The following is a 25,549-nucleotide window of genomic DNA, read 5'->3' as shown; positions in this document are numbered from 1 at the left end:
TCACCCTAACCCTCTCCCAGAGGGAGAGGGGACTTCACCGAGTTGTTTGCGAGAGTTACGCCGACCTGAAAGCCTGAAGTCGAACCTGATTTTGAAAAGCCCAGACATCGGCTCCCTCTCCCTTGGGAGAGGGCTGGGGTGAGGGGCGAGCCTCACCGCTGATCCAACGGGCAATCACCCCAACCACTTGCCCCCTTCACCAATCACACTCTCAGGCCGGGTGTCATCACTCAGCTCTTTGCGCACATATTGGGTGACCGAATTTTGCTTAGCCCATCTGGGCTGCCCACATTCATCTCGCTTAAACATTATTCTGCGGGTTTGCCGGGAAGGAATAAGACGGCTATTTTTCCTTGCGCTGTAGGACGGATCTTTTTTTCAGGAAAGACCTCCAAGGACCCACAGCTTTTGGCCAGACTCTCCGGCCCATCCACCACAAGGAAGAACAACATGGACGTAAAAGTGCCGCAGCGGCTGGATCCGCAGGACATTGTGAAATTGCTCAGGGCGTTGCGCCGGGCGTTGAAGACTACAGCGTAAGTCGAAAGCCCCTCACCCCAACCCTCTCCCGAAGGGAGAGGGGGCCGACCGTGGTGTCTTTCGTCGTACATCGACCTGACGAACCGAGTCGATTATGGATTCAGCGACGCACGAACAGGTCGGCGGGCCTCTACAGCATCCCCCAATCGGTCCCCTCTCCCTCTGGGAGAGGGCTAGGGTGAGGGGCTTTTCAAGACACACAAAAACGCCGATGACCATCACTGGCCATCGGCGTTTTCACGTCTGAAGCGGATTCACTCAAGCGTCAGATCAGAACGCCGGCAATACCGCGCCGCTGTACTTCTTCTCGATGAAGGCTTTGACTTCCGGGCTGGTCAGGGCCTTGGCCAGTTTCTGGATCGCGTCACTGTTCTTGTTGTCCTCACGGGCCACCAGGAAGTTCACGTATGGCGAGTCAGCGCCTTCAATCACCAGCGCATCTTTCTGCGGGTTGAGCTTGGCTTCCAGCGCGTAGTTGGTATTGATCATGTCCAGATCAACTTCTTTCAGCACGCGCGGCAGCAGCGCCGATTCCAGTTCCTTGAACTTGAAGTTGTGCGGGTTCTTGGCGATGTCTTTCGGCGTTGCCAGAGCGTTTTTCGGATCTTTCAGTTCGATCAGACCGGCTTTCTGCAGCAGGATCAGCGCACGGCCGCTGTTGCTGCCTTCGTTCGGGATGGCGATGGTGGCGCCATCCGGCAGTTCAGCCAAGGTTTTGTACTTGCTCGAGTAGCCACCGAACGGTTCAACGTGTACGCCCTGCACGGTCACCAGGTACTTGGATTTGTCATCCTTGTATTTGCCCTGGTTGAAGCTGTCCAGATACGGCTTGGTCTGGAAGTAGTTGGCGTCCAGACGCTTCTCGCCAACCTGTACGTTCGGCTGCACGTAGTCGGTGAAGACCTTGATTTCCAGATCGACGCCTTCTTTGGCCAGGGTCGGTTTGATCAGCTCAAGGATTTCAGCGTGGGGCACCGGCGTTGCGGCAACCACCAGTTTCTCGCCGGCGTTGGCGAAAGAAGCCGTCAGCGCAGCCGCCAATGCGGTAAACAACAGAACCTTTTTCATGCAGTGTCCTTATCGAAAATCACGGTCGTCATCGACGACGGCATTTAATACGTGTGCCAGTGAAGTGATATCGCTGGCGTGAGGCGGACAATACCCGGATTTTTTATTCCCGGACAATAACGTTTATTCAGCTTCATATTCCATTTTGTTCATGCTGAAGAAAATGCTTATACCGCCTCGCTCAAGCGAATCAGCCAATCTTTCAAGGCCTTACGCTCTGCACTGCTACCGCCGATGTGGGTCTGCCTCACCAGACGTTCGATCTGAACCTGCGGCGCAGACGCGTCAGGCAGGTTCAGATGTTCCGGCAGGATCTCGTCGCCGGTGCTGACCAGCAGAGCGAAGTGGATGACGTTTTCCAGTTCGCGGGTGTTGCCCGGCCAGCCGTGTTGTTCGAGCACATGTTGCGCGGCTTCGCTGATCAGCGGCACGGGCAGGTCCAGACGCTGGCTGTAGATGCCAAGGAAATACTCGGCCAGCGAGAGGATGTCGCCGGTCCGCGCGCGCAACGCCGGCAGCTCCAGATGACCCTCGCTGAGATAGTGATAGAGCCGCTCGTGAAATTTCCCGGCGTCCACGGCCTGGGCCAGATCGATGCTGGTCGCCGCCACCAGACGCACATCCACGGGGCTCGGCTGATGCGCACCGACGCGGGTGACTTCGTGATTTTCCAGCGCCGCGAGCAGCTTGACCTGAATCGGCAGCGGCAAATCGCCGATCTCATCCAGGTACAAGGTGCCGCCGTTGGCCGAACCGAACCAGCCGGCGCGGCTGCTGGCCGAACCGCTGTAGCTGCCGGCGGCGTAGCCGAACAGTTCGGCGTCGGCGTAGGTCGGGCTGATCGCGCCGCAGTTCACCGAAACGAACAGACCGCTGCGGTCACTGGCGCGATGGATATGCCGGGCGAGCAGCTCTTTACCGGTGCCAGTCTCACCGCGAATCAACACTGAAATCGAACGGGGAGCCAACTGCTCCAACTCCTCGCGCAATTGCCGCGAGCGTGGGTCGACGAACACCAGCGCCTTGGCGCGAATGCTCAGGGGGCTCTTTTCCGCATCGGGAAAGGTCAGCAAGGGCTGACCGAAGGTTTCAAAACTCATGGTAGGCTCCCGCCCAAAACCGCCAGCCGACGGGGGCGTTGAAAAATTAGATCAGGCGCGACGGCGGGCGTGGTCTTCCAGGCGGTTTTGCAGGCGATAGAGATAGGCGAAACCCTGCTCCCAACGCTGATGCCCGGACTTGACGTTGATGTGCCCGGCACCGGCAAGAATCCCCGCCTCCGCCCCCCAGTTACGTGCCAGTTCGAGCGCGCGCGGGGCACTGACGGCGGCGTCGTTGTCGGAGCTGACGACCTGACTGGGGAATGGCAACAGATCGGTCGGAATCGGTGCGAAGTTGCGCAGTGCCGGCGCACATGCAGGACGCTCGACATCGGCCGGCGCAACCAGCAACGCCCCGCGCACCTGACGCAGGTATTGCAACGGCGCTGTCGCCGCCCAGTGGGCAACGGTGATGCAACCGAGGCTGTGAGCGATGAGAATGACCGGCGTGCTGTCGGCGGCAATCGCTTCGGCCAGCGCGGCGACCCAGTCCTCACGACGCGGCGTCAGCCAATCGGCCTGTTCCACCCGTGCGCTGTTCGGCAGGCTGTTCTGCCAATGGCTTTGCCAATGATCTTCTGGCGATCCTTGCCAGCCCGGCACAATCAGGTAGCGGATTGATTCGTTGCGCATGGGGAAGCTCTCCTGCGTCGTGTCTGTTCCGGGTCGAGTATAGGGAGAGGAGTTATATTCGTTAAGGAATAAGAAGCTATTTATTAATACCTGTATCGAATATGTGATCTGTGTAGGGCATAAGCTTCTTCCCCCTCACCCCAGCCCTCTCCCCCAAGGAGCGAGGGGGAAAGGGAGCTGATCTTCAGGCTCTTCAAATCTTGAGTTCGACTGGATTTCTCATATCGGTGTATAGCCGCCAGACAACCCGGTCAGTCCCCTCTCCCCTCCGGGAGAGGGCTAGGGTGAGGGGCTTTTCAAAAACTGAACGCAAAAAAAGGGCCGCACCCTGCCAAGGAGACGGCCCCGGAAAAACGAAATCTGTCACCGCGCAGTAATCACCGACAACTTGGTAATCCCCGCCCGTTCGATCGAAGCCATGGCTCGCGCCACTTCGCCGTAATTCACCCCGTCATCGGCCTGCAATTGCACGCGCACCTCCGGGTCCTTGGCTTTGGCCGACTTGAGGTTGAATTCGAGCAAGTCGGGCTGAATCTCGTCCTTGTTGATAAACAGTTTGCCGACGCCGTCGATGCTCACCACCAGCGGATCCTTCTGCTCGACCGGCGCCACCGCTTCGGTCTTCGGCAGGTTGATCGGGATCGCGTTGGTCAGCAGCGGCGCGGTGACGATAAACACCACCAGCAGCACCAGCATCACGTCTACCAGCGGCGTCACGTTGATTTCACTGAGCACCTCATCCGTGTCTTGCGTGGAGAAGGCCATATCAGGAGGCCTCCTTCACTTTTGCCGCGTTGCCCGACGTTGCCACTTTGTGTGCGGTCGGGTGGATCAGCACGCGGAACGCGCTCTTCTGCGCCAGGCTGTAGAAGTCGTGGGCGAAGTCATCCAGATCCGCGGCGGTCAGTTTCAGCCTTCGCAAAAAATAGTTGTAAACCAGCACCGCCGGCACCGCAACGGCGATCCCCACGCCGGTCGCGACGAGTGCCGCACCGATCGGGCCGGCCACCGTTTCCAGGCTCGCCGAACCGGCGGCGCTGATGCCTTTCAAGGCCTCCATGATTCCCCACACCGTGCCAAACAGACCAATGAACGGCGAGGTGCTGCCGATACTCGCGACAACCGCCAGACCGGTTTCCAGCGAACGCCGTTCGCGGACGATCTGCTGGCGCAAGGCACGCTCGAGGCGATCCTGATGGTTGATCGCCTGGCTCAGATCATTCGCCTGCGGCGCCTCGCCCACCTGGATCGCTGCATAGCCAGCCTGCGCCACTCGCGCTGCGGCGCCGGGCTGGGTTTCGCTCAACTCTGCCGCGGCATCCAGACTCGACGCCGCCCAGAAACGTTTGTGAAAGCGCCGATCCTGCGCTTTCAGACGACCGAACTGCACAGCCTTGAGCAACGCCAGGCCCCAAGTGGCGACGGAAAAAACCACCAGCAGCCAGATCACCGCGCTTTCGATGGATTCCAGTGGAGATGCCAGTAACGTCATGATGTGTTCCCTCGTGTAAACATTTCGCGCGAATTTGGTTTCGGTTTAATGAATCTTGAAATCGATGGGCACGCTGACCCAGCCGTCCTGGGCGACATCACCCTGTTTGGCCGGAACGAAACTCCAGCGCTTTACAGCGTTGAGCGCTGCGTCGTCGAGCTGCTGCCGGCCACTGCTTTTGGCAATCTGGATCTCGCCCGGTTTACCGCTGGCCAACACATGCACCCGTAACAACACCGTGCCTTCCCAACCGCGCCGCTGGGCCAGCGACGGGTATTCCGGCGCCGGATTTTTCAGATACGCAGCGTTGGCTGAAGCCGGGGTAACGGGCGCCGGTGCCGGTGGCGCAGCCGGCGCTGGTGCGGCGACGGGCGCTATCGGTTTCGCTGGCGCTGGCGCTGGCGGCTGCTCTACTGCCTTTGGCGCCGGTTTGGGCGGCGGTTTCACCACCGGTTTGGGTTTGGCGATCGGCTTGGGCGGCGGCGGTTTCACCGCCAACTCGTCCTCCACTGGCGGTGGCGGCTCGACCACGGGCGCCGGTGGTGGCGGCGCAACAACCGGCGGCGCGGGCGGAGCCGGGCGAGAAAACTCGATAGTCATCGGCGGAATTTCCGGCGGTACCACCGGCAGCACCGGCGTCGGTTTCTGGCTGACCCAATAAATCACCGCACCGTGCACAATCAACGCGAGCACACCGAGCAGAAGGGTTTCGCGCCGACTCAAAATGCCCTTGGGCGCACGTTGCAAACGCAACTGTCCCAACGGCATCCGGTGCGGCCGGCCAAGATCGACCAGTTCGCCACCCGGCGTGTGCCGCCACAGCAATTCCCCTGCGCTGACGGCGGTCTGGACATTGCCCATTGTTCAACTCCCTGCGGTCTCTTTCGTTCTACGAGCCAAAGCGATCGACCCGCCATTCTTGAAGCCCCCACGGCGTAGTCGATGGGGCAATCATTGGCTGTGGACGCTTATCACCGAAAGTAATCTTTAACGTTATCCATAGGCCTTCAAGGAATATAAAAATCGTCCGTTTTTACCGAAGCCGCGCACTACAAGGGCTGCAGCGATCTGCCATAAACGCCATGCTTTTACCGCATGAAAAGTATTCGGCTACGGCATCCGTTAACGCCTTAAAAGGCTGTTTTTGGTTCTCTGATTGCCGACGTCATGCGCCATTGCCGCCGTCGCTGTCGATCAGCTGCGTCTGCTTGCCGGCGCCGCTGAGGATTGGTGAACGGCCATGTCCAGGTCAGCGCCTTGATAGCCCGATCAGAAGTCGTAGCGTCCTGTAACCCCCAAGGTCCGTGGCGTGCCGAGCAGGCCTTCATAGCCGCCGTTACCGCCGGTCCACAGGGTCGTGTAGTAGGTTTTGTCGAAGGCGTTCTTCAGCCACAGCGAGACATCCCACTGGCCCTGATTGAAATCGCCGCGCAGGCCGGTGGAAAGGTTGACCACCGCGTAACTGGGTATCTGCCCGTAATCGGAATCCTCGACCGTGCCCACCGCTTTGGAGCGAAACGCATAGCTGCCGGTGACGTAGGGTTCGAAGCCGTTAGCCAGATTCCATTTGTATTCGCCGTTGGCGTTGCCGATCCATTTCGACGCGCCGACCACTTGATGGCCGCTGAGGTCGCACGAGGCCGGTGCACCCGGGGCCTGGCTGACTTCCGGCGGGCACGGCGCATCCTTGTACGAGAGGTAGCTGACGTCGTTGTACGAGCCGTTGAAATTCAGGGTCAGGCCACGCAGCGGCACCAAGCTGCTTTCGAACTCGATGCCACGCGAGCGCACCGAGCCTGCGTTGGTCAGGTATTGCACGCGGTTGGCGGCGTCGTAGGCGTTGGTCTGGTAAGCGTTGACCTGGGTCCAGAACACGTTGGCGTTGAGTTGCAGGCGGCGATCCCACAGGGTGCTTTTGAAGCCGAGTTCGGCGTTGTTGGCGCGCTCGGTGCCGATCAATAACGAGTCGGCGCCAGCGGTAGGTGCGGAGCCGACCGCAAGGTTGACCCCGCCGGATTTCTCGCCGTGGGACAGCGTGGCGTAACCGAGTATGTCGTCGGTGATGCGATAGCTCAGGTTGAGCAGTCCCGAGGGGCTGGAGCTGTACTGATTCAAGTCTCCGGAATCGTAGACGCCGGCACGGCCGCGACGCGCATTGGCTGCCGCACCCGCCACCGCCACGCCACCGAGCGGCGCGTTGCGGCTGACCGAGGCGTTTTTCTCCTCATAGGTGCCACGCACCCCGGCGGTGAAATCCAGCCGCTCGCTCAGGTGCCAGGTGCCTTGGGCAAACAGGGCGAAACTGTCGGTCTTGATATGGCCGTTGCCGACGCTGCTGACGTTGGCCAGGGCGCCTGCCGGCGTGCCGTTCCAGATATCCGCTTGCGGGCCGTAATAGGCGAAGGATTTGTTGTCCAGGTCCGAGCCGAAATAGTAGGCGCCGACCACATAATCGAAGAACTCGCCCTTGGGCGAGGCCAGGCGAAATTCCTGCGAATACTGTTTGTCTTCCACCGACACGCCGGCGTTGTAACTGGCCGGCACGTTGAGGCCATCGTCGTTGCGCGGGGTGAAATTCCAGAAGCGATACGAACTGACCGAGGTCAGGGTGAAGTCGCTCGGCAACGTCCAATTGGCTTCCACCGACGTGCCGCCCTGATGCACGGTGACGTGCTGGTCATTGTCGAGATTGACCTTGCGATGCCGGCCGTTGACCAGCGTCGCCCCGGCCGCGCTGGCCCGCGATTCATACAGATTGACGCCGTTGATGGTCGGCCCGGTGTTGTACAGCACGCGGGTGCCGGCACTGGAATCTTCTTCGTTGTAATCGCCGATCCAGCGCAGATTGAAATTTTCATTGGGCTTGAACAACAGCTGCGCGCGGAAGCCCTCGCGGGAGCCGCCGTTGAGGTCGTGGCCGTCATATTCGTTCTTGATGTCGCCGTCACTGCGCGTGCGATAGGCGGAAAAACGTCCGGCCAACTCATCATTGAGCGGCCCGGAAATCGTCCCCTTGGTCTGGAAATAACCGTCCTCGCCGACCGATGTTTCGATGCTGCGCTCAGGCGTGAAACTGGGCGCACGGGTGCTGATATTGATGACCCCGGCGGTGGTGTTCTTGCCGAACAGCGTGCCCTGCGGCCCGCGCAAGACCTCAAGCTGCTCGATATCCATCAAGTCGAACACCGCCATCCCCGGACGGCCCAGATAAACGTTATCGATGTACAGGCCAACGCTGCCTTCCAGGCCATCACTGGCCGGGTTGTTACCGAGGCCACGGATCGACACGCTGGACTGCCGCGCATGCATGTAAGCGACGTTGACGCTGGGCACCAGTTGCTGCAAATCCTGAATCCGGTAAACCCGCTGCGTCTCCAGATTCTGCCCGCTGACCACGCTCATTGGCGTCGGCACGTCTTGCGAACTTTCTTCGCGGCGGCGCGTGGTGACGGTCACGGTTTCCAGCTGCGAACCGTTGGCCGCCGCTGTGTCTGCGGGGACGGGCGGAGGGGTTTCGGCTTCGGCGGCATAGCCGTGAGTCCAGCTGGCGCTGCCTGCCAGCAACAGCGCCAAAGGCAGGCGTTTGAGCCGTCGGGGAGATGGGGGTAACGCGAGATTCAACGGACTCATGGCGCGGCTCCTGGTCAAAAAACACACAGACATCTTCAGTGCTGCATATTCTTTTCAGTTATTTATTTATGGATTTACAAATATTTACTGCATAAGAGATTGCCTTTATAAGGAGTCGACCTAATGCATATCCAATGCATTTCCCGGATATTTTTTATGTGAAAAATGCATATCGACTTGCGCCAATTGCGTCACTTCATCGCTCTGGTTGAGCAACGCAGCTTTGTCGCTGGCGCGCAGGCGGTGAACCTGTCGCAGTCGGCATTCAGCCGCAGCATCCAAGCACTGGAACACAGCGTCGGCTGCCAGTTGGTCGACCGTGGGCGCAAGGAATTGCCGCCGACCAAACAGGGCCATGTGCTGCTCGATCATGCGCGGCGACTGGTCAGCGGTGCGCAGCAGATGGCCAATGAGATCAGCCAGTTCAATGGCCTCGAGGCCGGGGAATTGCGCTTTGGTTGCGGGCCGGCGCCAGCCGCCGGATTGATCCCGCGCGCGATCGGCGCATTCATCGGCCGCTACCCGAAGGCGCGCGTACAGTTTCTGGTCGATGACTGGCAGAGCCTGAGCAAACGCCTGCTCAGCGAAGAGTTCGAATTTTTCGTCGCCGATACCCGACAATTCGAGGCCGACCCGGATTACCAGACCCACCGCCTGCGGGCGCGCAAATGGCATTTCTGCTGCCGCGCCGGGCATCCGCTGACGGCGTTCGAACGCATCACCGCCGAGCAGTTGCTGAGTTATCCACTGGCCGTAAGCATTCGCCCGCCGAACCTGCGCAAGGTCATCGTCGACCTCAGCGGCCGCCCTGATTTCACCCCGAATGTGGAATGCGAAAACGGTTCGACGCTGTTGAGCGTGGTGCTGCGTTCGGAGGCGATCGGAATTGTCGGCGCGTATTCCGATGCGCTGCATCTGGCCAAGGGTGAGCTGGTCTGTTTGAAGATCGAAGGCCTGGCGGATGATCTGGAGGAGCTGTACACCCGCTACGGCATTGTCAGCCGCGCCGGATATCGGTTGTCACCGTTAGCCGAAGCGATGATTGAGCAGATCAAAGTGGTTGATGCGGAGGATCAGGAAGTTTGTTCGCTGGAGAATTTTGCTGTCTGAGCTGGCCCCTTCGCGAGCAGGCTCGCTCCCACAGGAATACGCATTTCAAATGTGGGAGCGAGCCTGCTCGCGAAGAGGCTGATGCAATCGCTGCATAAAAACCATTCCCCAAATGCACTTGCCGAACACCCTCACCGACAGCGAAAACCCTCACCTGTCCCACTGACCGGTGAACTCCATGCCCACCCCATCCAACCCCGTGCGCAACGTGCTGTACATCATGTGCGATCAACTGCGCCGCGATTACCTGTCCTGCTACGGACACCCGTATCTGCACACACCGAACATCGATCGCCTCGCTGCCGAAGGCGTTCGTTTCAGCCGTGCCTACACCCAAGGTACGATCTGCGGCCCGTCGCGGATGTCGGCCTACACCGGGCGCTATGTCAGCAGTCATCAAGTGGCCTGGAACTCGGTGCCGTTGCCGCTGGATGAATTGACGATCGGCGATTACCTGCGACCTCACGGCATCCGCACCGCGCTGGTCGGCAAGACCCATGCGACGGCCAATGTCGACGCCTTGCAGCGGCTGGCGATCAACCCGCAAAGCGCGCAAGCCGAGTTGCTCAATGAGGTCGGCTTCGAACCGTACCTGCGCCACGACGGCATCTACCCCGACGATCCGTCATTCGACGACAAGCGCGAATCCGCGCCCTATACCCAATACCTGCGCGCGCAGGGCTTCGATGGCAAGAATCCCTGGCACGACTGGGCGAATGCCGCCGAAGGCGAGAACGGTGAAATCCTCAGCGGCTGGAAAATGCGTCATGCGAATTTGCCAGCACGAATTCCCGAGCAACACTCAGAGACTGTCTACACTACAACTCGGGCCATCGACTTCATCGCTGAGCAAGGCGAGAAATCCTGGTGTTTACACCTCTCGTACATCAAACCACATTGGCCATATATCGTACCGCCGCCATACCACGCCTTGTACAGTACGAAATCGATTCTGCAACCGATCCGCGCGACGCTCTCCGAAGCCAGCAAACACCCCGTATACACTGCCTTTCGCCAACATGAGGAAAGCCGCAACTTCTCCCGCGATTCAGTACGATTGAATGTAATCCCCACCTACATGGGCCTGATCAAGCAAGTGGATGATCAGTTGGGGAGACTGTTCGATTTTCTACAGAGCAACGGGCGCTGGGATGACACGTTGATCGTGTTCACCAGCGATCACGGCGATTTCCTCGGCGATCATTGGCTCGGCGAGAAGGAGTTTTTGCTGGAGCAGGCGGTGGGTGTGCCGTTGATCGTGCGCGATCCTCGGGGGGCGGCGGATGTCACTCGCGGCACTGTCGATGAGCGCTTGGCAGAAACCATCGATGCGCTGCCGACATTTCTTCAAGCACTGGGATTGCCGGCAGCAGAGCATCGGCTTGAAGGGCGTTCATTGATCCCGTTGCTGCACGGGGAAAATCCCGATTGGCGCCGCTATGCAATCAGCGAATACGACTACGCCTTCCAGGCCCCGGCGCGGGAACGTCTCGGCCAGCCGATCGACCGTTGCCGCATGACCATGGTGCGCAGCGAGCGCTGGAAATACCTGGCGTACGACGGGTTTAGACCGCAGCTGTTTGATCTGTTGAATGATCCGCAGGAGCTGAATGATCTGGGTGAGGACCCGGCATACGCGGCGGTGCGCGAGGAGCATGCCGGATATCTGTTTGAGTGGATGAGGGGGTTGAAGCGGCGGACGACGATCAGCCATCCGGAGATCGATTTGCGCGGGCAGCGGTTTCGTTATGGCGAACCGGAAACCGAGAAGGTTGTTCAGATTGGTGTTTGGTAGCGGGAAGAGCCCCTCACCCTAACCCTCTCCCGGAGGGAGAGGGGACTGAATGGGGGATATTTCAGAGGTGCACCGACCTGATCCAGCTTCACCGAATCCATAATCGATAAGGTCTTTCAGGTCGATGCATAACGCGAGATAACTCGGTCGGCTCCCTCTCCCTCTGGGAGAGGGCTGGGGTGAGGGGCTCTTGATCTTCAATCACGACCTTTGATGGTCTGGCTGCGCTGCCCATTCACCCCCACCGGCACCTCGCCCTTGAGCGTCACCCGGCGCACCACGCGATCCTGGGTGCCGTAATCATCAATCGCGTAATGCTGCGTCGAGCGGTTGTCCCAGATCGCCACATCTCCAGCCTGCCAGCGCCAGCGCACGGTGTTTTCCTGGCGGATCACATGGCTCTGCAGCAAGCCGAACAGGTGTGCCGAATCGGCCTGTGAATAACCTTTGATGCGTTTGACGAAATGCCCCAGCAGCAAGCTCTTCTCGCCGCTGATCGGGTGCACGCGCACCACCGGGTGCTCGGTTTCGTAGACGGTCGAGGTGAAGACTTTGCGATAGCGCTCCAGCTTCTCTGCCGAGACGTCCGGCTTCGCCCCGGCGTAGTCGTACTCGTTGCTGTGCACAGCGGTCAGTTTGTCGGCCAGCTCACGCAGCTCGCTCGGCAAACCGCTGTAAGCGGTCGCGGTGTTGGCCCACAGCGTATCGCCGCCGAATGCCGGCGCAACCACCGAGCGCAGGATCGATGCTTTCGGATAGGCATCAACGAAGGTCACGTCGGTGTGCCAGGAATTGGCGCGCTGGCCCTCGGCGCCGTCCAGCTCCAGAAGGTAGCGAGTGCCTTCACGCACCGGCACGGTCGGGTGCGCCACCGGTTCGCCAAGCAGATGGGCAAAGGCTTCCTGACGCTGATCGTCGAGTTGCGTCTGCTCGCGGAAGAACAGCACTTTGTATTCGACCAAGGCTTGCTGGATGGCTTCGACAGTGGCGGCGTCCAGCTCACCGGACAGGTGAACGCCGCGGATTTCGGCACCGATACGACCGGCCACCGGGTGAATTTCCAGCGCGTGAGAAACGGGTTTTACAGCGAGTGCGGCATTGCTCATGGGAAGACCCTCATCGACGGCTTGCGGTTTTGACGGCAGCGAAACAACGCTCTATCTATATTCCATTTACATCTAATAGATAATCACATGCTTCGTTGACGGAATAAGAGCTTGCATTTAAAACCTCAAGCAACCCTCGTCGCAAATGCCTTCGAGCTATTTTTAGGATGCCGGAAAAGCATATGGATCTTCGCCAGTTGCGCTACTTCATCGCCCTTAACGAACACCGCAGTTTTGTCCGTGCGGCAGACGCCATGGGCATCACTCAACCGGCGTTCAGCCGCAGCATTCAGGGGCTGGAGCAGGAATTCGGTTGCGTGCTGGTCGATCGCGGCAACAAGGATCTGCGCCCGACGCCCGAAGGCCAGGTGGTGCTGCAACACGCCCTGAGCCTGGTGCAGGGCGCAGCTTTGCTCAGCGCCGAAGTGACGCAGATGACCAAGCTCGACGCTGGCGAAGTGCACTTCGGCTGCGGCCCGGCGCCGGCAGTGAAACTGGTGCCGGATGCGGTGGCGCAGTTCATCAATGCGCACCCGAAAGTGCGCACCTGTTTTCAAGTGGATAACTGGGAAAAACTCAGCCGTGCGCTGAGCCGCGAAGAGATCGAATTCTTCATCGCCGACATCCGCCATTTCGAATCCGACCCGAATTTCCAGACGCAACCGCTGACGCCCAAGCGCGGCGTGTTTTTCTGCCGGCCGGGGCATCCGTTGCTGGCCAAGGAAAGCCTGTCGACCAACGACATGTTCGACTACCCGCTGGCCGCCACACTGATCCCGCCGGGCATTCGCAAGCTGCTGGCGAACCTGAGCGGGCGCATCGATTTCTCGCCGACCATCGAGACCGAGCACTTTCCGGCACTGGTCAAAGTGGTGCTGCAATCCAATGCGATAGGTGTCGGTACCGAGGAGGCGTTTGCCGAGGATGTCGCCAAGGGCTCGCTGGTGCTGCTGCACTGGCGCAACCTGCCGCAGAACCTCGAAACGATGAACGCGCGCTGCGGCATCGTCAGCCGCACCGGGTTTCGACTATCACCAGCAGCGAGGGCAATGATCGAGACGTTGATCGCGTTGGATCGGCAGGACGTCAGCGTCGCTGTCTGAAACCCTTTCGCGAGCAGGCTCGCTCCCACACAGGACCTGTGTACACATCCAATGTGGGAGCGAGCCTGCTCGCGAAGAGGGCAGCGAAGACGCTGGAGATCTAAAGCTTGGCGGCTGAGAGTTCAGGCGCCACCCAATCACTGACCTTGAACGGCTTGCGGATCAGCTTCTGCTGCGCCGCCAGGTCGACCTTGTCCTGCAGGCCGCTCAAGAACACCGGATCCAGTGTCGACGGGAAAATCTCACTGAGATTCTGGTCCTTCAGATCCTGAGCCAGAATCACCGGCGGATAACTGGCCAGCCCTGATACCAGCTGCACATAGGCGTCCTTGTTGCTGTCCTGCGTCAGCCACTCGACCGCTTGCTGCTGCGCCTTGAGCAGTTTCGCAATGACCTCAGGATGGGCGTCGACAAACTTGCCATTACCCAGCAGCACCGCCTGCACGCTGCCAGCGCCGCCAAGGTCCTTGGTGTTGAGCGGCAATTCCGCCAGGCCTTTGGCTTGCAAGGCACTCAGCGCGGAGCTGCCCCACGAGGCATCGATCTGCTTGGCCGCGAGTGCCGAAACCGCCGCGTTGAAATCCAGATTGATGACCTTCAGATCCTTCTCGCTCAGGCCCTGACTGGCCAGCGCCGCATCGAACGACAGCTGCGTCGCCGTCCCGCGAAAGATCGCCACGCGTTTGCCCTTGAGATCCTGCAAGGTCTTGATCCCCGAGCCGGGCACCACGCCGAGGTATTGCTTGACCCCACGCGCCGTCGCGCTGAGCAGGCGCGTGTCCAGACCGTTGGACTTGCCGATGATGGCGGCCAGATCACCGAGATAGGCCAGATCGACCTGCCCATTGGCAAACGCCTCATTGATCACCGGCCCGGCGCCCTTGAAGAAACTCCACTGGATCTTGATGCCCTGCTCGGCGAAGGCCTTTTCGAAGATCTGCTGATCGCGCAGCACATCGACGATGCCGCCGCCGCTGTGTTGAGTGCCGGCGCTGAGGTCGGGCACCGCGATGCGGATTTCCTTGAGTTCTTCGGCTTGGGCGCCAAGCGCAAGAAAGCCTGCAAGCGCGGGGGCGGCCAGCAGGCTGATGATTCGTTTGAAGGGAAGGTTCATGGGTGCGGCTCCTTGATCGCTGAGGAGCCGAAAGTAGGCTGACTGGCTACATTCGCTTAAATACTAAAAATTCACATTTTTATATCTTTATGAGCTAAGCAAGTGGTTGTGCGGCGTGCAGCGCGATATGCATTAACAGCATCGAAAATATTCTTCGAATGCATTGGATGCGCGTAAGCAGGCAAGCCTTAAATGGATTCGCTTATCTCCCGATAGCATCTAACGCAACTTTGTTAGATCAGTTTCATATATGACGAAACCCAGTGTGGGAGCGAGCCTGCTCGCGAATAGGCCATACCAGCCGACATCAGTGCTGCCTGAAACAGCCATTCGCGAGCAGGCTCGCTCCCACATGAAAAGCGGTTCGCCATGCAACCCGACAACGGAGGTCACCCATGGCCCGTCAATCTCTGCTCAGCCTGCCGCTGGCCGCGCCGCCGCTGAAAAGCCGTCGCACCTGGCCGAGCCTGAATCAACGCCTGTTGCCCTGGCTGTTGCCCGTCAGCCTGTTCGTCCTGTGGTGGCTGGCCGCGCGCAATCAGTGGATGAGCGAGCAGATCCTGCCGGCGCCATCGCTGGTGTGGAGCAGCGCTGTGGAACTGGCCCAAGGCGAGTTGTGGAGTCATTTGTGGATCAGCCTGCAACGGTTGTTCTGGGGCTTGTTGGCAGGCGTTTCGACCGGCGCGGTGCTTGGCGCCGCACTGGGCTTCAGTCGACGTCTGGAGCGCCTGGTTTTTCCGACATTCGCTGGATTGGCGCAGGTGCCGACGCTGGCGTGGATTCCGCTGTTCATGGTGTTCTTCGGCATCGGCGAAGTGCTGAAACTGGTGGTGCTGATCAAGGCCATTGTGGTGCCGGTGACCTTGCACACACTGGTTGGCGTGCGCGATGCGCAACCGAAACTGCGCGAAGCCGCCGCCGTGTTGCGCCTGCCGCCGCGTCTGCTGATTCGTCGTCTGGTGCTTCCCGCTGCGCTGCCGGCGTTCATGGCTGGCGTGCGCCTGGCACTCGCCGCCGGCTGGACCTCGTTGCTGGCGGTCGAGCTGCTGGCCTCCAGTGAAGGCATCGGCTATCTGATGGTCTGGGCGCGGCAGCTGTTCATGCTCGACATCGTGTTCGTGTGCATCGTGGTCATCGGTCTGATCGGTGTGGCCATGGATCGCGGCATCGGCCTGCTCGACCGCAGACTGGTGCACTGGCCGCACCCGGCCACCGCGCAAATCACTCGCGGCCCGCGCTATCAGGGCTGGCAACGCCTGCAACCGTGGCTGTTGCCGCTGGGCTTGTTGGCGCTCTGGCAACACGCCAATGATCAGCAGTGGGTCGACGCGAATATTCTGATCAGCCCTGCGGCTGTGCTGAGCACGACGTGGGACGGACTACTCGACGGCACGCTGGTCAACGGCATGGCGCTGAGCCTGAGCCGCACCCTGGGCGGCTTGCTGATCGGTGGCGGCCTCGGTTTCGCCCTGGGCTTGCTGCTCGGCCTGTCGCGTTTCAGCGAACGCCTGCTCGGCCCGACACTCGCCGCACTGCGGCAGATTGCGATTTTCGCCTGGGTGCCACTGCTCACCGCGTGGTTCGGTCTCGGCGAACTGGCCAAGTGGGTGTTCGTCGCTCTCGCCGCCTTCTTCCCGCTGTTCGTCGCCACCCAGCGCAGCGTCGCCAATCTCTCGCCGCAACTCAACGAAGCCGCGCAAGTGCTGCGCCTGAGGCTCGGCCAGCGCCTGCGTCGACTGGTGCTGCCCGGCGCTGCGCCGGGGATTTTCGCAGGGCTGCGATTGAGCCTGATCTACGCCTGGCTCGGCACCATCGGCGCTGAATATTTCATGCCGTCCAATGGCGGCATCGGCAGCCAGATGATCGGCGCGCAGCAGCTGTTGCGCATGGATCTGATCATGGCCGGCATGCTGCTGGTCGGCCTCACCGGCGCCCTGCTCAACCTGATCGGCCAACGCCTGGAAATTCGCGCGACCCGCTGGAGACACGCATGAACGCACCGATTGTCAGCTTCAACCACGTAGGCAAATCCTTCGCCGTCAACGGTTTCGAACTGGAGGCGATTCGCGAATTCAACCTGGACATTGCCGAGGGCGAATTCGTCGCCATCGTCGGCTCCAGCGGCTGCGGCAAATCCACTTTGCTGCGTTTGCTGGTCGGCCTCGACACCGAGTTTCGCGGACAGATCAGTGTCGATGGCAAGGCCGTCAGCGGCATCGGCGGCGAGCGCGGTATCGTCTTTCAGGAACATCGTCTGTTTCCGTGGCTGACGGTCGCCGACAACATCGGCCTCGGTCTGGTCAATGAACCGCTGAGCGGAGCGCAGAAACAACAACGCATCAAAGACTTTATCGAGCTGGTCGGCCTCAGCGATTTCACCGCGGCCTATCCGCATCAACTCTCCGGCGGCATGGCGCAGCGCGTGGCGATTGCTCGCGGTCTCGTCGCCAGCCCGCGAATCCTGTTGCTCGACGAACCCTTCGGCGCCCTCGACGCACTGACCCGCCAGCAAATGCAGGACGAACTGCTGGCAATCCGCGAACGAGCAAAGATCACCACGATTCTGGTGACCCACGATGTCGAGGAAGCGATTTTTCTGGCCGATCGCGTGGTGGTGATGGAGCCGCGTCCGGGGCGGATCAAGCAAGTGGTCGACATCGCCCTGCCGCACCCGCGCCAGCGCAGCAGTTACGATTTTCATCAGCTGCGCGAAGAACTGCTGCACGAGCTGACCAGTGATGACCATTACCAACCGAGCGCACCGGTGCAGATCCGCGATCTGCCGCTGACGTTCATTGCCTGCTGAACAGGAGTTTCGCGATGCCGCAACGTCCCAACTTTCTAGTGATTCTGGCCGACGACCTAGGCTTTTCCGACATCGGTGCGTTCGGCGGCGAAATCGCTACGCCGAACCTCGATGCGCTGGCCGAGAACGGTCTGCGCCTGACCGATTTCCACACCGCACCGACCTGCTCGCCGACGCGCTCGATGCTGCTGACCGGCACCGATCACCACATCGCCGGCATCGGCACCATGGCCGAAGCGTTGACCCCGGAACTGATCGGCAAACCTGGCTACGAAGGCTACCTGAATGACCGCGTCGTCGCCCTGCCCGAGCTGCTGCGCGAGGCCGGCTATCAAACCTTGATGAGCGGCAAATGGCACTTGGGTCTGAAGGCTGAACTGGCGCCCCATGCGCGCGGTTTCGAGCGCTCGTTTTCACTGTTGCCGGGCGCTGCCAACCACTATGGTTTCGAGCCGACCTACGATGAGCAAACGCCGGGCCTGCTGAAATCCACCCCGGCGCTGTACATCGAGGACGATCAGTTTGTTGACGAGTTGCCGAAGGATTTCTATTCCTCCGATGCCTTCGGCGACAAGCTGCTGCAGTACCTCAAGGAACGCGATCAGACCCGGCCGTTCTTCGCTTACCTGCCCTTCTCCGCGCCGCACTGGCCGCTGCAGGCACCGGCCGAGATCGTCGAGAAATACCGTGGCCGCTATGACGCCGGCCCACAAGTGCTGCGCCTCGAACGCCTGGAAAAACTCAAGGCACTGGGTCTGATCGAGGCAGACGTCGAACCGCACCCGCTGATTCAGCTCAGCGCGCAGTGGGACGCGATGAGCGATGAGCAAAAGCAGATTTCCGCACGAGCCATGGAGGTCTACGCGGCGATGGTCGAGCGCATGGACTGGAACATCGGCCGGGTCGTCGATTACCTGCGCCAGCAAGGCCAGCTCGACAACACCTTCATCCTGTTCATGTCCGACAACGGTGCCGAAGGCGCGCTGCTGGAAGCGTTCCCCAAATTCGGCCCGGAGCTGATGACCTACCTCAACCAGCATTACGACAACAGCCTCGACAACATCGGCCGGGCCAATTCCTACGTCTGGTACGGGCCGAACTGGGCGCAAGTGGCAACCGCGCCGTCACGCTTGTTCAAGGCTTTCACCACCGAGGGCGGGATCCGCGTGCCGGCGCTGCTGCACTATCCACAATTGCCGCTGAAAGGGCAGATCAGCCATGGTTTCGGCACGGTGATGGATATCACCCCGACCATTCTCGATCTGGCTGGCGTGCGGCATCCGGGTAAACAGTGGAAAGGCAAAGCGGTGGCGCCACTGCGCGGCAAGTCGTGGCTGGGCTTCCTGTCCGGCGAGACCGCGCAGGTGCATGACGAGCATACGGTCACCGGTTGGGAATTGTTCGGACGCCGGGCGATTCGCCAGGGCTCGTGGAAAGCGGTATGGATCCCCGGGCCGGTCGGGCCAGCGACCTGGCAGCTTTATGATCTGGCGAATGATCCAGGGGAGATTCATGATCTGGCGTTGAGTCAGCCGCAGAAACTCACTGACCTGATCGGGCATTGGCAGCGGTATGTAGAAGAGACCGGGGTGATCCTCAGTGCTTCGCCGTTTCAGCCGGATTGAACCAAGATCAAAAGCCCCCCTCACCCCCAGCCCTCTCCCTGAGGGGGAGGGGGAAAGGGAGCAGATCTTCATGCTTTTCCAACCTGAGGTCGGCTCGAAATTTCAGGTCGATGTATCCAGCATAAACAGCTAGATCAGTCCCCTCTCCCCTGGGAGAGGGTTAGGGTGAGGGGCATCTGTCAGGCCTCCACCGCCTCCCCGGACACCACTTCCTCATCTCCGCGCACAAACCGGTTCGCCCGGCCAAACGTGCCGAAATCATTGAACCGCACGCCCATCTCGCGCATCACCTTGTGCGCCACCGGCACGGTCATCTGACGAATGTAAAACGGCTCCTTGACCACGAAATGATGAATCCCGTGACTGCTGCCGAAGTTGAAGCAGAACGCTTGCAACGGCCACAGCCACCACGGGTTCAGCACCTGGCATTGCTGCAGCACATTGCCCGGTTCGACGTCGCCGTAGTAATGCATGTTCGAGCTGATGAAGTGCAGGCAGAAAGTGCGCAGCACGTTGGGGCCGATGATCACCACGGCGGCGATATCGATCACCTGCATCACCGACAGCGTGGTGGCCGACCATTCGATGGGCGAGCCGAGCAAATGCGCAATGCCATTGGCCGCGTGAAAGCCGAGAAACACATACCACGCGCCCCAATGCAGCAGCGCCAGCGGTGCGTAGACCTTGAGCACGCGTTTGGCGATGCTCCACTTGTGTGCCCAGGTCCTGGCGCGGAGCAGGCGGATAAACGCCGACATGACGTTATCGCCAACCATCAGCAGACGGGCAAACCCCCACGGCTCGCCATTGGTGATTGCGCGCTCTTCCATGTCGGCTTCAGTGCCGGAAACCTTGTGATGGTTGAGGTGCAGATGACGACGGATCCACGGGTTGATCGTGCTCGGTCGCGCCAGCCAGACCAGGCCCATCATCAGGTTGTGCGGCACGCGCTGCTTGCGGAAGTACATGCTGTGGATCAGGTCGTGTTCCAGCTCATGGGTCAGCGAGGCGAAAAACCCGTTGAGCAGCAGGCACACCCACCAGGCCATATGGCCAGTGATGTACAGCGCCGCCGAGCCGATCATCCCGGCCAGCGCCAACGCCAGAATCCCCGCACCGAGGGCATCCTGATGCTGAAGCATCGGGTAGCGCTCACGCAATTGCGCACCCTTGGCCAACACCACTTGGCGAATATGTGCCGAGCGCTGCGCCGCATTCAGTCGTTCAGGGCTTGCAGAAGTACCGTCCATGCTTCCATCCTCGGGTCTAAGATGAATGCATCGTGCCTTGCCGGGGTTCGATCCGCGCTAGCCAAGAACGCCAACCTGTTGACCGGACGCGCCAATCCGCATGAAGGAACCGACCTCCCTCGCCAGCTGGACCCGCGCCTTGCGCAAACAACTCGACGCGCTCGGGCTGGACAGCCTTGCCTTGTGCCAACAGGCCGGGCTCGACCCAACGCTGATGGACGACCCCAATGCGCGCTATCCGCTATCCGGTACCACGCGCCTGTGGGCGCTCGCCGTTGAAGCCAGCGGCGACCCGGCGCTGGGCTTGCGCGTGTCGCGTTTCGTCAGCCCGACCACGTTCCACGCGCTTGGTTATGCACTGGTGGCGAGCGGCAGCTTGCGCGAAGTGTTCGAACGCATCGTGCGTTATCATCCGGTGGTCAGCGATGCGCTGGAGCTGGAGCTGAGCCGTAGCAATGACCGTTATCAATTTCGCCTGAAAATTCCGCCCGGCAACCCGGCGCCGGCCTTCGAAGCCATCGACGCATTTACGGCGATCTACGTGCGCACCTGCCGCAATCGCCTCGGCCGTGACTACGCACCGCTGGCGGTGTACTTGCGCCGCCCCGAACCGAGCGATGCCCAGCAATGGCACAAAGTCTTCCGCGCGCCGGTGTATTTTTCCGCCGCCGAGGACCGCCTGGAATTCGCCCTCGGCGACTTCGACAGCCACCTCGACGACGCCAACCCGGAACTGGCCGAGCACAACGAAGCCGTACTCAAACGCACCCTCGCCCAGCTCAAACCGCTGACCTGGGAGCGCAAGGTGCGCGATGCCATTGAAGAACAACTGCCCGAAGGCGAACCGAGCGCCGAACGCATCGCCCAGGCCTTGCACCTGAGCCTGCGCAGCCTGCAGCGGCATCTGGCGGATGAGGGCTGTCGCTTCGACACCCTGCTCAACGAAAGCCGCGAAAATCTCGCGCTGCTGCACCTGCGTGACCCGCAGTGTTCCTTGAGTGAAGTCAGCTATCTGCTGGGATTCGCTGACACCAGCAGCTTCAGCCGCGCGTTCAAGCGCTGGACCGGGATGACGCCGGGGCAGTTTCGGGATCAGTTGCGCTGATCCGAAATCACCATTGTGTGATCCAGCGCCTTCGCGAGCAGGCTCGCTCCCACCGTTGGAATGCGTTAGCGAGCCTGCTCGCGAAGAGGCCGTCAGACCACCACAAACCCCAGCTCAAAAACAGTGCCGTCGGCGTCACTCCTCACCCGCACCTGCCCGCCATGCAACTGCATGATCGACTGCACGATCGCCAAACCCAGCCCACCCGAATCTCCCGGTTCCGCACGTGAAGGATCGACGCGGTAGAAACGGTCGAACAGTTTGCCCAGATGCTCAGGCGCGATGACCGGGCCGTGGTTGTGCACTTGCAGCCAGCACATACCCGGTTCATCGCGGCGTTGCAGGCTGATCAGGCTGCCGGGGTCGGCGTGGCGTACGGCGTTGGCCAGCAGGTTGCCGAGGGCGCGTTGCAGCAGTTGCTGGTCGGCGAGCAATTCGCCGTGCATGCGGTTTTGCAGTTGGAGGTCGCGGTCATCGGCGAGGGCTTCGAAGTAATCGCAGAGCTCGTCGCCGACGTCGTGCAAGTCCAGTGTGTGCAGATTTAGCGCACGTTCGGCCTGTTCGGCGCGGGCGAGGAACATCAGGTTCTCGGCCATGCGCTTGAGCCGTTCGAACTCTTCCATGTTCGAGGCCAGCACTTCCTGATATTCGGCCGTGCTGCGGGGATGGTTCAGGGCCTGGCCGTTGCTGGCGAGCAAGGTGTGCAGCGGCGTGCGGATTTCGTGCGCGAGGTCGGCGGAGAATTGCGACAGGCGCTGCACGCTGTCGTCCAGCCGCGCCAGCATGGTGTTGAGCGCGTGCACCGGCTCGCGCAGTTCGCTCGGCGTGCCCTCGGTAGGCAGGCGTCGATCGAGGCTGCGCAGATCGATACTGCGCACCGCTTCGCTCAACTGATGCAAGGGCTGCAAGCCACGCCGCAGCAATAACAGACCCAAGGCAAATGCGAGCACCGCGCCGAGGCCGACGGACAGGTACAGACGCAGGCGATAACTGCCGAGCATCTGCTCGCGCTCGCTGAGCACTTTGCCGGCGATCACCGTGAGGGTTTCACCGTTGGGGCCTTGGGCCTGGCCGGACAGCAAGGCCAATTCGGCGCCGTCGCTGGCCTGCCAGGTGAGCACGTCACGGCGCTGCGGCATTTGCTCTCGCGGTAATGCATTGAGCGCGGGCAGTTCACGCTGACGCGGGTTGATCGCGATCACGCTGGAGCCGTCGGCCCGGCGCACCAGCAGCAGACTGTCGAGATTACCGAGCATGTTCTGATACAACCGTGGCCGTGCCTGCAAGGCGTCGAGGCTGTCGCTGTCGGCGAGCAAGGCGCGCACTTGCTCGAGGCGACCGAGCAAGGCCATGTCGTCACGAAAGGCCAATTCCGAGGCCAGCGAGCGGTAGAGGAACACGCCGATTGCGCTCAGCACCAGCGCGCAGACCATGGCGAAGGCCAGCGCCAATCGCCAGGCGATCGACTTACTCCACATCGTCCGGCGCTTCCAGTTGATAACCGACGCCGCGCACGGTGTGGATAAGTTTCGGCATGTACGGATCATCAACCTTGGCGCGCAGACGCCGGACGGCGACTTCGACCATGTTGGTGTCGCTGTCGAAATTCAGGTTCCACACTTGCGAGGCGATCAGCGTGCGCGAAAGCACTTCGCCCTGGCGGCTGGCGAGCAGTTGCAAGAGGGCGAATTCTTTGTTGGTCAGGGCAATGCGCTGGCCGCCGCGACTGACCCGTCGGCGCAATACGTCGATTTCCAGGTCGGCGATGCTGTACGACTCGGCTTCGCGCATCGGCCCGCGTCGCAGCAGCGTGCGTACGCGCGCGAGCAGCTCGGCGAACGCGAAGGGTTTGAGCAGGTAGTCATCCGCGCCCAGTTCCAGCCCACGCACGCGGTCTTCGATAGCGTCCTTGGCGGTGAGAAACAGCACCGGTGTGGCGCCGCGCTGGCGAATCAGCTGGAGCAATTGCCAGCCGTTGAGGCCAGGCAGCATCACATCGAGGATGATCAGGTCGTATTCCTGTTGCTCGATAAAATAGCGGCCGTCGAGGCCATTGAGCGCCACGTCCACGGCGAAACCCGACTCGCCCAGGCCCTTGGCGAGGAAATTGGCGGTTTTGGCTTCATCTTCTACGACCAGCAAACGCATGGCACACCTCGATTGATCAGGTACACAGGCTAGGCGTGTTCGGCGCCGTTGCCCATTACAAACTTGTAATCCGCCTGACGGGGTTCTGACGAAGTGCGCCGGTTAAGGTGCAGACCTTCCCATTCGGAGCCTGCACATGACCGTCAAATACCTTGTCGCCAGCCTGATCCTCGGCCTCAGCGGCGCTGCAAGTGCCACGCCAGAACTGCTGCGCCACGCCGATCTCGACCTGAAAACCGCACGCTGGCTGGCGGACAAGGCGATGAGCAGTTGCACCGGCACGGTGTCGGTGCTCGACCGTGGCGGCAACCTGCTGGTGACTCTGCGTGGTGACGGCGTTGGCCCGCACAACACCGCCGCCAGCCAACGCAAGGCCTACACCGCGCTGTCGACCAAGACGCCGACACGGCTGTTCGCCGAGCGCGCCCGCAGCAACCCGGAAACCGCCAACCTCAACACCCTCGATGAATTGCTCTTGCTCGGCGGCGGCATTCCGCTGTTCGCCGGCAGCGAACTGGTCGGCGCCATGGGCGTGGCCGGTTCCGGCGGCGGTGAGCAAGACGAAAACTGCGCCCGCGCCGCCGCCGACAAAGCCGGCCTGACCATCACCCGTTCCCACTAAGGAGATCCACCATGACCACCCTGCGCATGACCCTCGCCGCGCTCAGCCTGAGCGCTGTTTCCAGCCTGGCGCTGGCCGCCGGCAATCCGCTGAGCGTGCACGTGCTCAACCTGGAAAACGGCCTGCCGTCACCGGGCATCAACGTCACCCTGGAAAAACACGTCGGCGAAAACTGGCAGCCACTGGCCAAAGGCACCACCAACGAGCAAGGGCGGATCGCCGAGCTGTTCCCGGCCAAACAGCCATTCGAAGCCGGTGAATACCGCGTGGTGTTCAAGACCGGCGAGTACTACCAGAAGATCAAGCACGAGACGTTCTTCCCGGAAATTCCGGTGATCTTCCAGGTCAAGCAGACCGATCAGCACTACCACATCCCGCTGCTGCTGAGCCCGTACGGTTTCTCGACCTATCGCGGTTCGTAATCCAAACGCAGATCCTTCGTAGGAGTGAGCCTTTGTGGTGAGGGGATTTATCCCCGCTGGAGTGCGCAGCAGTGCCTTTTTCAGGGCCGCTTCGCGCCCCAGCGGGGATAAATCCCCTCGCCACAGGTGCCAGTTCCGACATTGGATCGGTTTCAGTTTTCAGATCGTGGCCAAGGCACGCAATCTCACCGCATCGAGAATTTCGATTTCGCCGTATGCGAGCCCGATAATCCCCTGCCCCTGCAGATCCTTGAGGATCTGATTGGTGGTCTGCCGCGACAGCGACAGCATCGCCGCCAGCTGCTCCTGCGGCAGTTGCAGCGTCCGGCGTGGTGCGTCGAGTTCGCCGTAGCCTTCGGCAATCATCAGCAGCCGATGGGCGAGACGCGCCGGGGCTGGCAGCAGGCTCAGCTGTTCGAGATTGATGAAGGCCAGGCGCAATTTGTGGCTCATCAACAGCGCCAGATGCCGCCAGTACTGCGGCTGTTCGTCGAGCAATTTGAGCAACGCCGCTTGCGGAACATTCAGCAAGGTGCACGACCCGACTGCATAGGCATCGTGAGTGCGAGGCTGGCCATCGAACAGGCAGATTTCGCCGAACCAGTGCGGCGCCTCCACCAGACTCAGCAAGGCCTCCTTGCCCTGCTCGCTCACCGCGCCAATGCGCACGGCGCCATCGAGCACTGCATACAGACCGCACGGCGCATCGCCACGCTGGAACAGTCGTTGTCCCGCCGTCAGCCGCCGCTCCCGAGCCAGCGCCAGCAGGCTATCCTGAAAAGATGCAGGCAAATGACTGAACCACTGGCCGCTGAGCAACCGTGCACGAATTTGCATAACCACTCCTGGAGTGTCGCCTGCCCGACAGAGCGAACGCGGA

22 protein-coding genes are annotated in these 25,549 nt (G+C 60.9%); 9 read left to right on the top strand and 13 right to left on the bottom strand.

All coding sequences use genetic code 11. The annotated features are described in order from the left end of the window. Positions 1-810: 810 nt before the first annotated feature. From AB4N41_RS09905 to AB4N41_RS09875, 7 genes are all read right to left on the bottom strand, one after another. Positions 811-1,608: a MetQ/NlpA family ABC transporter substrate-binding protein gene (locus tag AB4N41_RS09905; protein WP_041477458.1), complete on the bottom strand. Its 798-nt coding sequence runs from the start codon at positions 1,606-1,608 to the stop codon at positions 811-813. Positions 1,609-1,775: 167 nt separating this feature from the next. Next, a complete protein-coding gene (locus AB4N41_RS09900) occupies positions 1,776-2,708 on the bottom strand; it encodes a sigma 54-interacting transcriptional regulator (protein WP_095181118.1) in 933 nt (310 codons plus the stop codon). Positions 2,709-2,759: 51 nt separating this feature from the next. Further along, on the bottom strand, positions 2,760-3,341 hold the full coding sequence (locus AB4N41_RS09895; protein ID WP_041477456.1) for an alpha/beta hydrolase: 582 nt from the start codon (positions 3,339-3,341) through the stop codon (positions 2,760-2,762). 363 nt (positions 3,342-3,704) lie between these two features. Then, positions 3,705-4,106, bottom strand: a complete 402-nt coding sequence (locus AB4N41_RS09890; RefSeq protein ID WP_056787038.1) for an ExbD/TolR family protein — start codon at positions 4,104-4,106, stop codon at positions 3,705-3,707. A gap of 1 nt (position 4,107) precedes the next feature. Further along, positions 4,108-4,833, bottom strand: a complete 726-nt coding sequence (locus AB4N41_RS09885) for a MotA/TolQ/ExbB proton channel family protein (RefSeq protein WP_041477454.1) — start codon at positions 4,831-4,833, stop codon at positions 4,108-4,110. Between the two features lie 45 nt (positions 4,834-4,878). Further along, entirely contained in the window at positions 4,879-5,694 is an 816-nt protein-coding gene (locus AB4N41_RS09880; RefSeq protein WP_252877230.1) for an energy transducer TonB, read from the bottom strand. 408 nt (positions 5,695-6,102) lie between these two features. Beyond that, a complete protein-coding gene (locus tag AB4N41_RS09875; protein ID WP_252887115.1) occupies positions 6,103-8,463 on the bottom strand; it encodes a TonB-dependent receptor in 2,361 nt (786 codons plus the stop codon). A 165-nt stretch (positions 8,464-8,628) separates the two neighbouring features. Here AB4N41_RS09875 and AB4N41_RS09870 point away from each other — a divergent pair, with 165 nt between their 5' ends. Next, positions 8,629-9,573, top strand: coding sequence for a LysR family transcriptional regulator (locus tag AB4N41_RS09870; protein WP_252877228.1), 945 nt, complete (start codon positions 8,629-8,631; stop codon positions 9,571-9,573). 178 nt (positions 9,574-9,751) lie between these two features. Further along, entirely contained in the window at positions 9,752-11,368 is a 1,617-nt protein-coding gene (locus AB4N41_RS09865) for an alkaline phosphatase family protein (RefSeq protein ID WP_460138386.1), read from the top strand. A gap of 197 nt (positions 11,369-11,565) precedes the next feature. Here the strand turns inward: AB4N41_RS09865 and AB4N41_RS09860 are convergent, their stop codons facing one another. Further along, a complete protein-coding gene (locus tag AB4N41_RS09860; protein ID WP_056787022.1) occupies positions 11,566-12,474 on the bottom strand; it encodes a TauD/TfdA dioxygenase family protein in 909 nt (302 codons plus the stop codon). Between the two features lie 182 nt (positions 12,475-12,656). Between AB4N41_RS09860 and AB4N41_RS09855 the strand changes: the two genes are divergently transcribed. Continuing rightward, on the top strand, positions 12,657-13,577 hold the full coding sequence (locus AB4N41_RS09855; RefSeq protein WP_095181123.1) for a LysR family transcriptional regulator: 921 nt from the start codon (positions 12,657-12,659) through the stop codon (positions 13,575-13,577). Positions 13,578-13,677: 100 nt separating this feature from the next. On the opposite strand, the gene AB4N41_RS09850 is transcribed toward AB4N41_RS09855, so the two are convergent. Beyond that, complete coding sequence (locus tag AB4N41_RS09850; RefSeq protein ID WP_252877226.1) at positions 13,678-14,691, bottom strand: ABC transporter substrate-binding protein; 1,014 nt, start codon at positions 14,689-14,691, stop codon at positions 13,678-13,680. 395 nt (positions 14,692-15,086) lie between these two features. Between AB4N41_RS09850 and AB4N41_RS09845 the strand changes: the two genes are divergently transcribed. The 3 genes from AB4N41_RS09845 to AB4N41_RS09835 are packed head-to-tail and all read left to right on the top strand — an operon-like array spanning position 15,087 to position 19,122. Further along, the gene (locus AB4N41_RS09845; protein ID WP_252877225.1) at positions 15,087-16,685 is read left to right on the top strand and encodes an ABC transporter permease; all 1,599 of its coding nucleotides are present in this window, start codon (positions 15,087-15,089) and stop codon (positions 16,683-16,685) included. Next, positions 16,682-17,497: an ABC transporter ATP-binding protein gene (locus AB4N41_RS09840; RefSeq protein WP_041477445.1), complete on the top strand. Its 816-nt coding sequence runs from the start codon at positions 16,682-16,684 to the stop codon at positions 17,495-17,497. Before AB4N41_RS09845 ends, AB4N41_RS09840 begins: the two co-directional genes overlap by 4 nt. A 14-nt stretch (positions 17,498-17,511) precedes the next feature. Next, positions 17,512-19,122 carry an arylsulfatase gene (locus tag AB4N41_RS09835; protein WP_252879216.1) on the top strand — a complete coding sequence of 537 codons (1,611 nt, stop codon included), beginning with the start codon at positions 17,512-17,514 and terminating at the stop codon, positions 19,120-19,122. Positions 19,123-19,301: 179 nt separating this feature from the next. Here AB4N41_RS09835 and AB4N41_RS09830 read toward each other — a convergent pair whose 3' ends face one another. Then, positions 19,302-20,372, bottom strand: coding sequence for a fatty acid desaturase (locus AB4N41_RS09830; protein ID WP_056787009.1), 1,071 nt, complete (start codon positions 20,370-20,372; stop codon positions 19,302-19,304). 100 nt (positions 20,373-20,472) lie between these two features. On the opposite strand from AB4N41_RS09830, the gene AB4N41_RS09825 reads away from it, so the two are divergent. Next, the gene (locus AB4N41_RS09825; protein ID WP_056787006.1) at positions 20,473-21,477 is read left to right on the top strand and encodes an AraC family transcriptional regulator; all 1,005 of its coding nucleotides are present in this window, start codon (positions 20,473-20,475) and stop codon (positions 21,475-21,477) included. Between the two features lie 92 nt (positions 21,478-21,569). Here the strand turns inward: AB4N41_RS09825 and AB4N41_RS09820 are convergent, their stop codons facing one another. Then, a complete protein-coding gene (locus AB4N41_RS09820; protein ID WP_252877223.1) occupies positions 21,570-22,955 on the bottom strand; it encodes a heavy metal sensor histidine kinase in 1,386 nt (461 codons plus the stop codon). After that, complete coding sequence (locus AB4N41_RS09815; RefSeq protein ID WP_041477440.1) at positions 22,945-23,625, bottom strand: heavy metal response regulator transcription factor; 681 nt, start codon at positions 23,623-23,625, stop codon at positions 22,945-22,947. The genes AB4N41_RS09820 and AB4N41_RS09815 overlap by 11 nt, the downstream gene beginning before the upstream one ends. Before the next feature lie 136 nt (positions 23,626-23,761). Between AB4N41_RS09815 and AB4N41_RS09810 the strand changes: the two genes are divergently transcribed. Further along, the gene (locus AB4N41_RS09810; protein ID WP_150637864.1) at positions 23,762-24,247 is read left to right on the top strand and encodes a GlcG/HbpS family heme-binding protein; all 486 of its coding nucleotides are present in this window, start codon (positions 23,762-23,764) and stop codon (positions 24,245-24,247) included. An 11-nt stretch (positions 24,248-24,258) separates the two neighbouring features. Beyond that, positions 24,259-24,669: a hydroxyisourate hydrolase gene (gene uraH / locus AB4N41_RS09805; protein ID WP_150637862.1), complete on the top strand. Its 411-nt coding sequence runs from the start codon at positions 24,259-24,261 to the stop codon at positions 24,667-24,669. A gap of 159 nt (positions 24,670-24,828) precedes the next feature. Here uraH and AB4N41_RS09800 read toward each other — a convergent pair whose 3' ends face one another. Beyond that, entirely contained in the window at positions 24,829-25,506 is a 678-nt protein-coding gene (locus tag AB4N41_RS09800; RefSeq protein ID WP_041477437.1) for a Crp/Fnr family transcriptional regulator, read from the bottom strand. Between the last annotated feature and the right edge of the window lie 43 nt (positions 25,507-25,549).

The organism is Pseudomonas sp. S2_A10 (assembly GCF_054668465.1).
Note: the sequence above shows the minus strand (reverse complement) of the source record. Positions and strands in the feature narration are given on the sequence as shown.

Bases quoted from the DNA above. Each gene is read 5' to 3' on its own strand.
- AB4N41_RS09905 (WP_041477458.1), bottom strand. From the start codon at position 1,608: ATGAAAAAGGTTCTGTTGTTTACCGCATTGGCGGCTGCGCTGACGGCT.
- AB4N41_RS09900 (WP_095181118.1), bottom strand. From the start codon at position 2,708: ATGAGTTTTGAAACCTTCGGTCAGCCCTTGCTGACCTTTCCCGATGCG.
- AB4N41_RS09895 (WP_041477456.1), bottom strand. From the start codon at position 3,341: ATGCGCAACGAATCAATCCGCTACCTGATTGTGCCGGGCTGGCAAGGA.
- AB4N41_RS09890 (WP_056787038.1), bottom strand. From the start codon at position 4,106: ATGGCCTTCTCCACGCAAGACACGGATGAGGTGCTCAGTGAAATCAAC.
- AB4N41_RS09885 (WP_041477454.1), bottom strand. From the start codon at position 4,833: ATGACGTTACTGGCATCTCCACTGGAATCCATCGAAAGCGCGGTGATC.
- AB4N41_RS09880 (WP_252877230.1), bottom strand. From the start codon at position 5,694: ATGGGCAATGTCCAGACCGCCGTCAGCGCAGGGGAATTGCTGTGGCGG.
- AB4N41_RS09875 (WP_252887115.1), bottom strand. From the start codon at position 8,463: ATGAGTCCGTTGAATCTCGCGTTACCCCCATCTCCCCGACGGCTCAAA.
- AB4N41_RS09870 (WP_252877228.1), top strand. From the start codon at position 8,629: ATGCATATCGACTTGCGCCAATTGCGTCACTTCATCGCTCTGGTTGAG.
- AB4N41_RS09865 (WP_460138386.1), top strand. From the start codon at position 9,752: ATGCCCACCCCATCCAACCCCGTGCGCAACGTGCTGTACATCATGTGC.
- AB4N41_RS09860 (WP_056787022.1), bottom strand. From the start codon at position 12,474: ATGAGCAATGCCGCACTCGCTGTAAAACCCGTTTCTCACGCGCTGGAA.
- AB4N41_RS09855 (WP_095181123.1), top strand. From the start codon at position 12,657: ATGGATCTTCGCCAGTTGCGCTACTTCATCGCCCTTAACGAACACCGC.
- AB4N41_RS09850 (WP_252877226.1), bottom strand. From the start codon at position 14,691: ATGAACCTTCCCTTCAAACGAATCATCAGCCTGCTGGCCGCCCCCGCG.
- AB4N41_RS09845 (WP_252877225.1), top strand. From the start codon at position 15,087: ATGGCCCGTCAATCTCTGCTCAGCCTGCCGCTGGCCGCGCCGCCGCTG.
- AB4N41_RS09840 (WP_041477445.1), top strand. From the start codon at position 16,682: ATGAACGCACCGATTGTCAGCTTCAACCACGTAGGCAAATCCTTCGCC.
- AB4N41_RS09835 (WP_252879216.1), top strand. From the start codon at position 17,512: ATGCCGCAACGTCCCAACTTTCTAGTGATTCTGGCCGACGACCTAGGC.
- AB4N41_RS09830 (WP_056787009.1), bottom strand. From the start codon at position 20,372: ATGGACGGTACTTCTGCAAGCCCTGAACGACTGAATGCGGCGCAGCGC.
- AB4N41_RS09825 (WP_056787006.1), top strand. From the start codon at position 20,473: ATGAAGGAACCGACCTCCCTCGCCAGCTGGACCCGCGCCTTGCGCAAA.
- AB4N41_RS09820 (WP_252877223.1), bottom strand. From the start codon at position 22,955: ATGTGGAGTAAGTCGATCGCCTGGCGATTGGCGCTGGCCTTCGCCATG.
- AB4N41_RS09815 (WP_041477440.1), bottom strand. From the start codon at position 23,625: ATGCGTTTGCTGGTCGTAGAAGATGAAGCCAAAACCGCCAATTTCCTC.
- AB4N41_RS09810 (WP_150637864.1), top strand. From the start codon at position 23,762: ATGACCGTCAAATACCTTGTCGCCAGCCTGATCCTCGGCCTCAGCGGC.
- uraH (WP_150637862.1), top strand. From the start codon at position 24,259: ATGACCACCCTGCGCATGACCCTCGCCGCGCTCAGCCTGAGCGCTGTT.
- AB4N41_RS09800 (WP_041477437.1), bottom strand. From the start codon at position 25,506: ATGCAAATTCGTGCACGGTTGCTCAGCGGCCAGTGGTTCAGTCATTTG.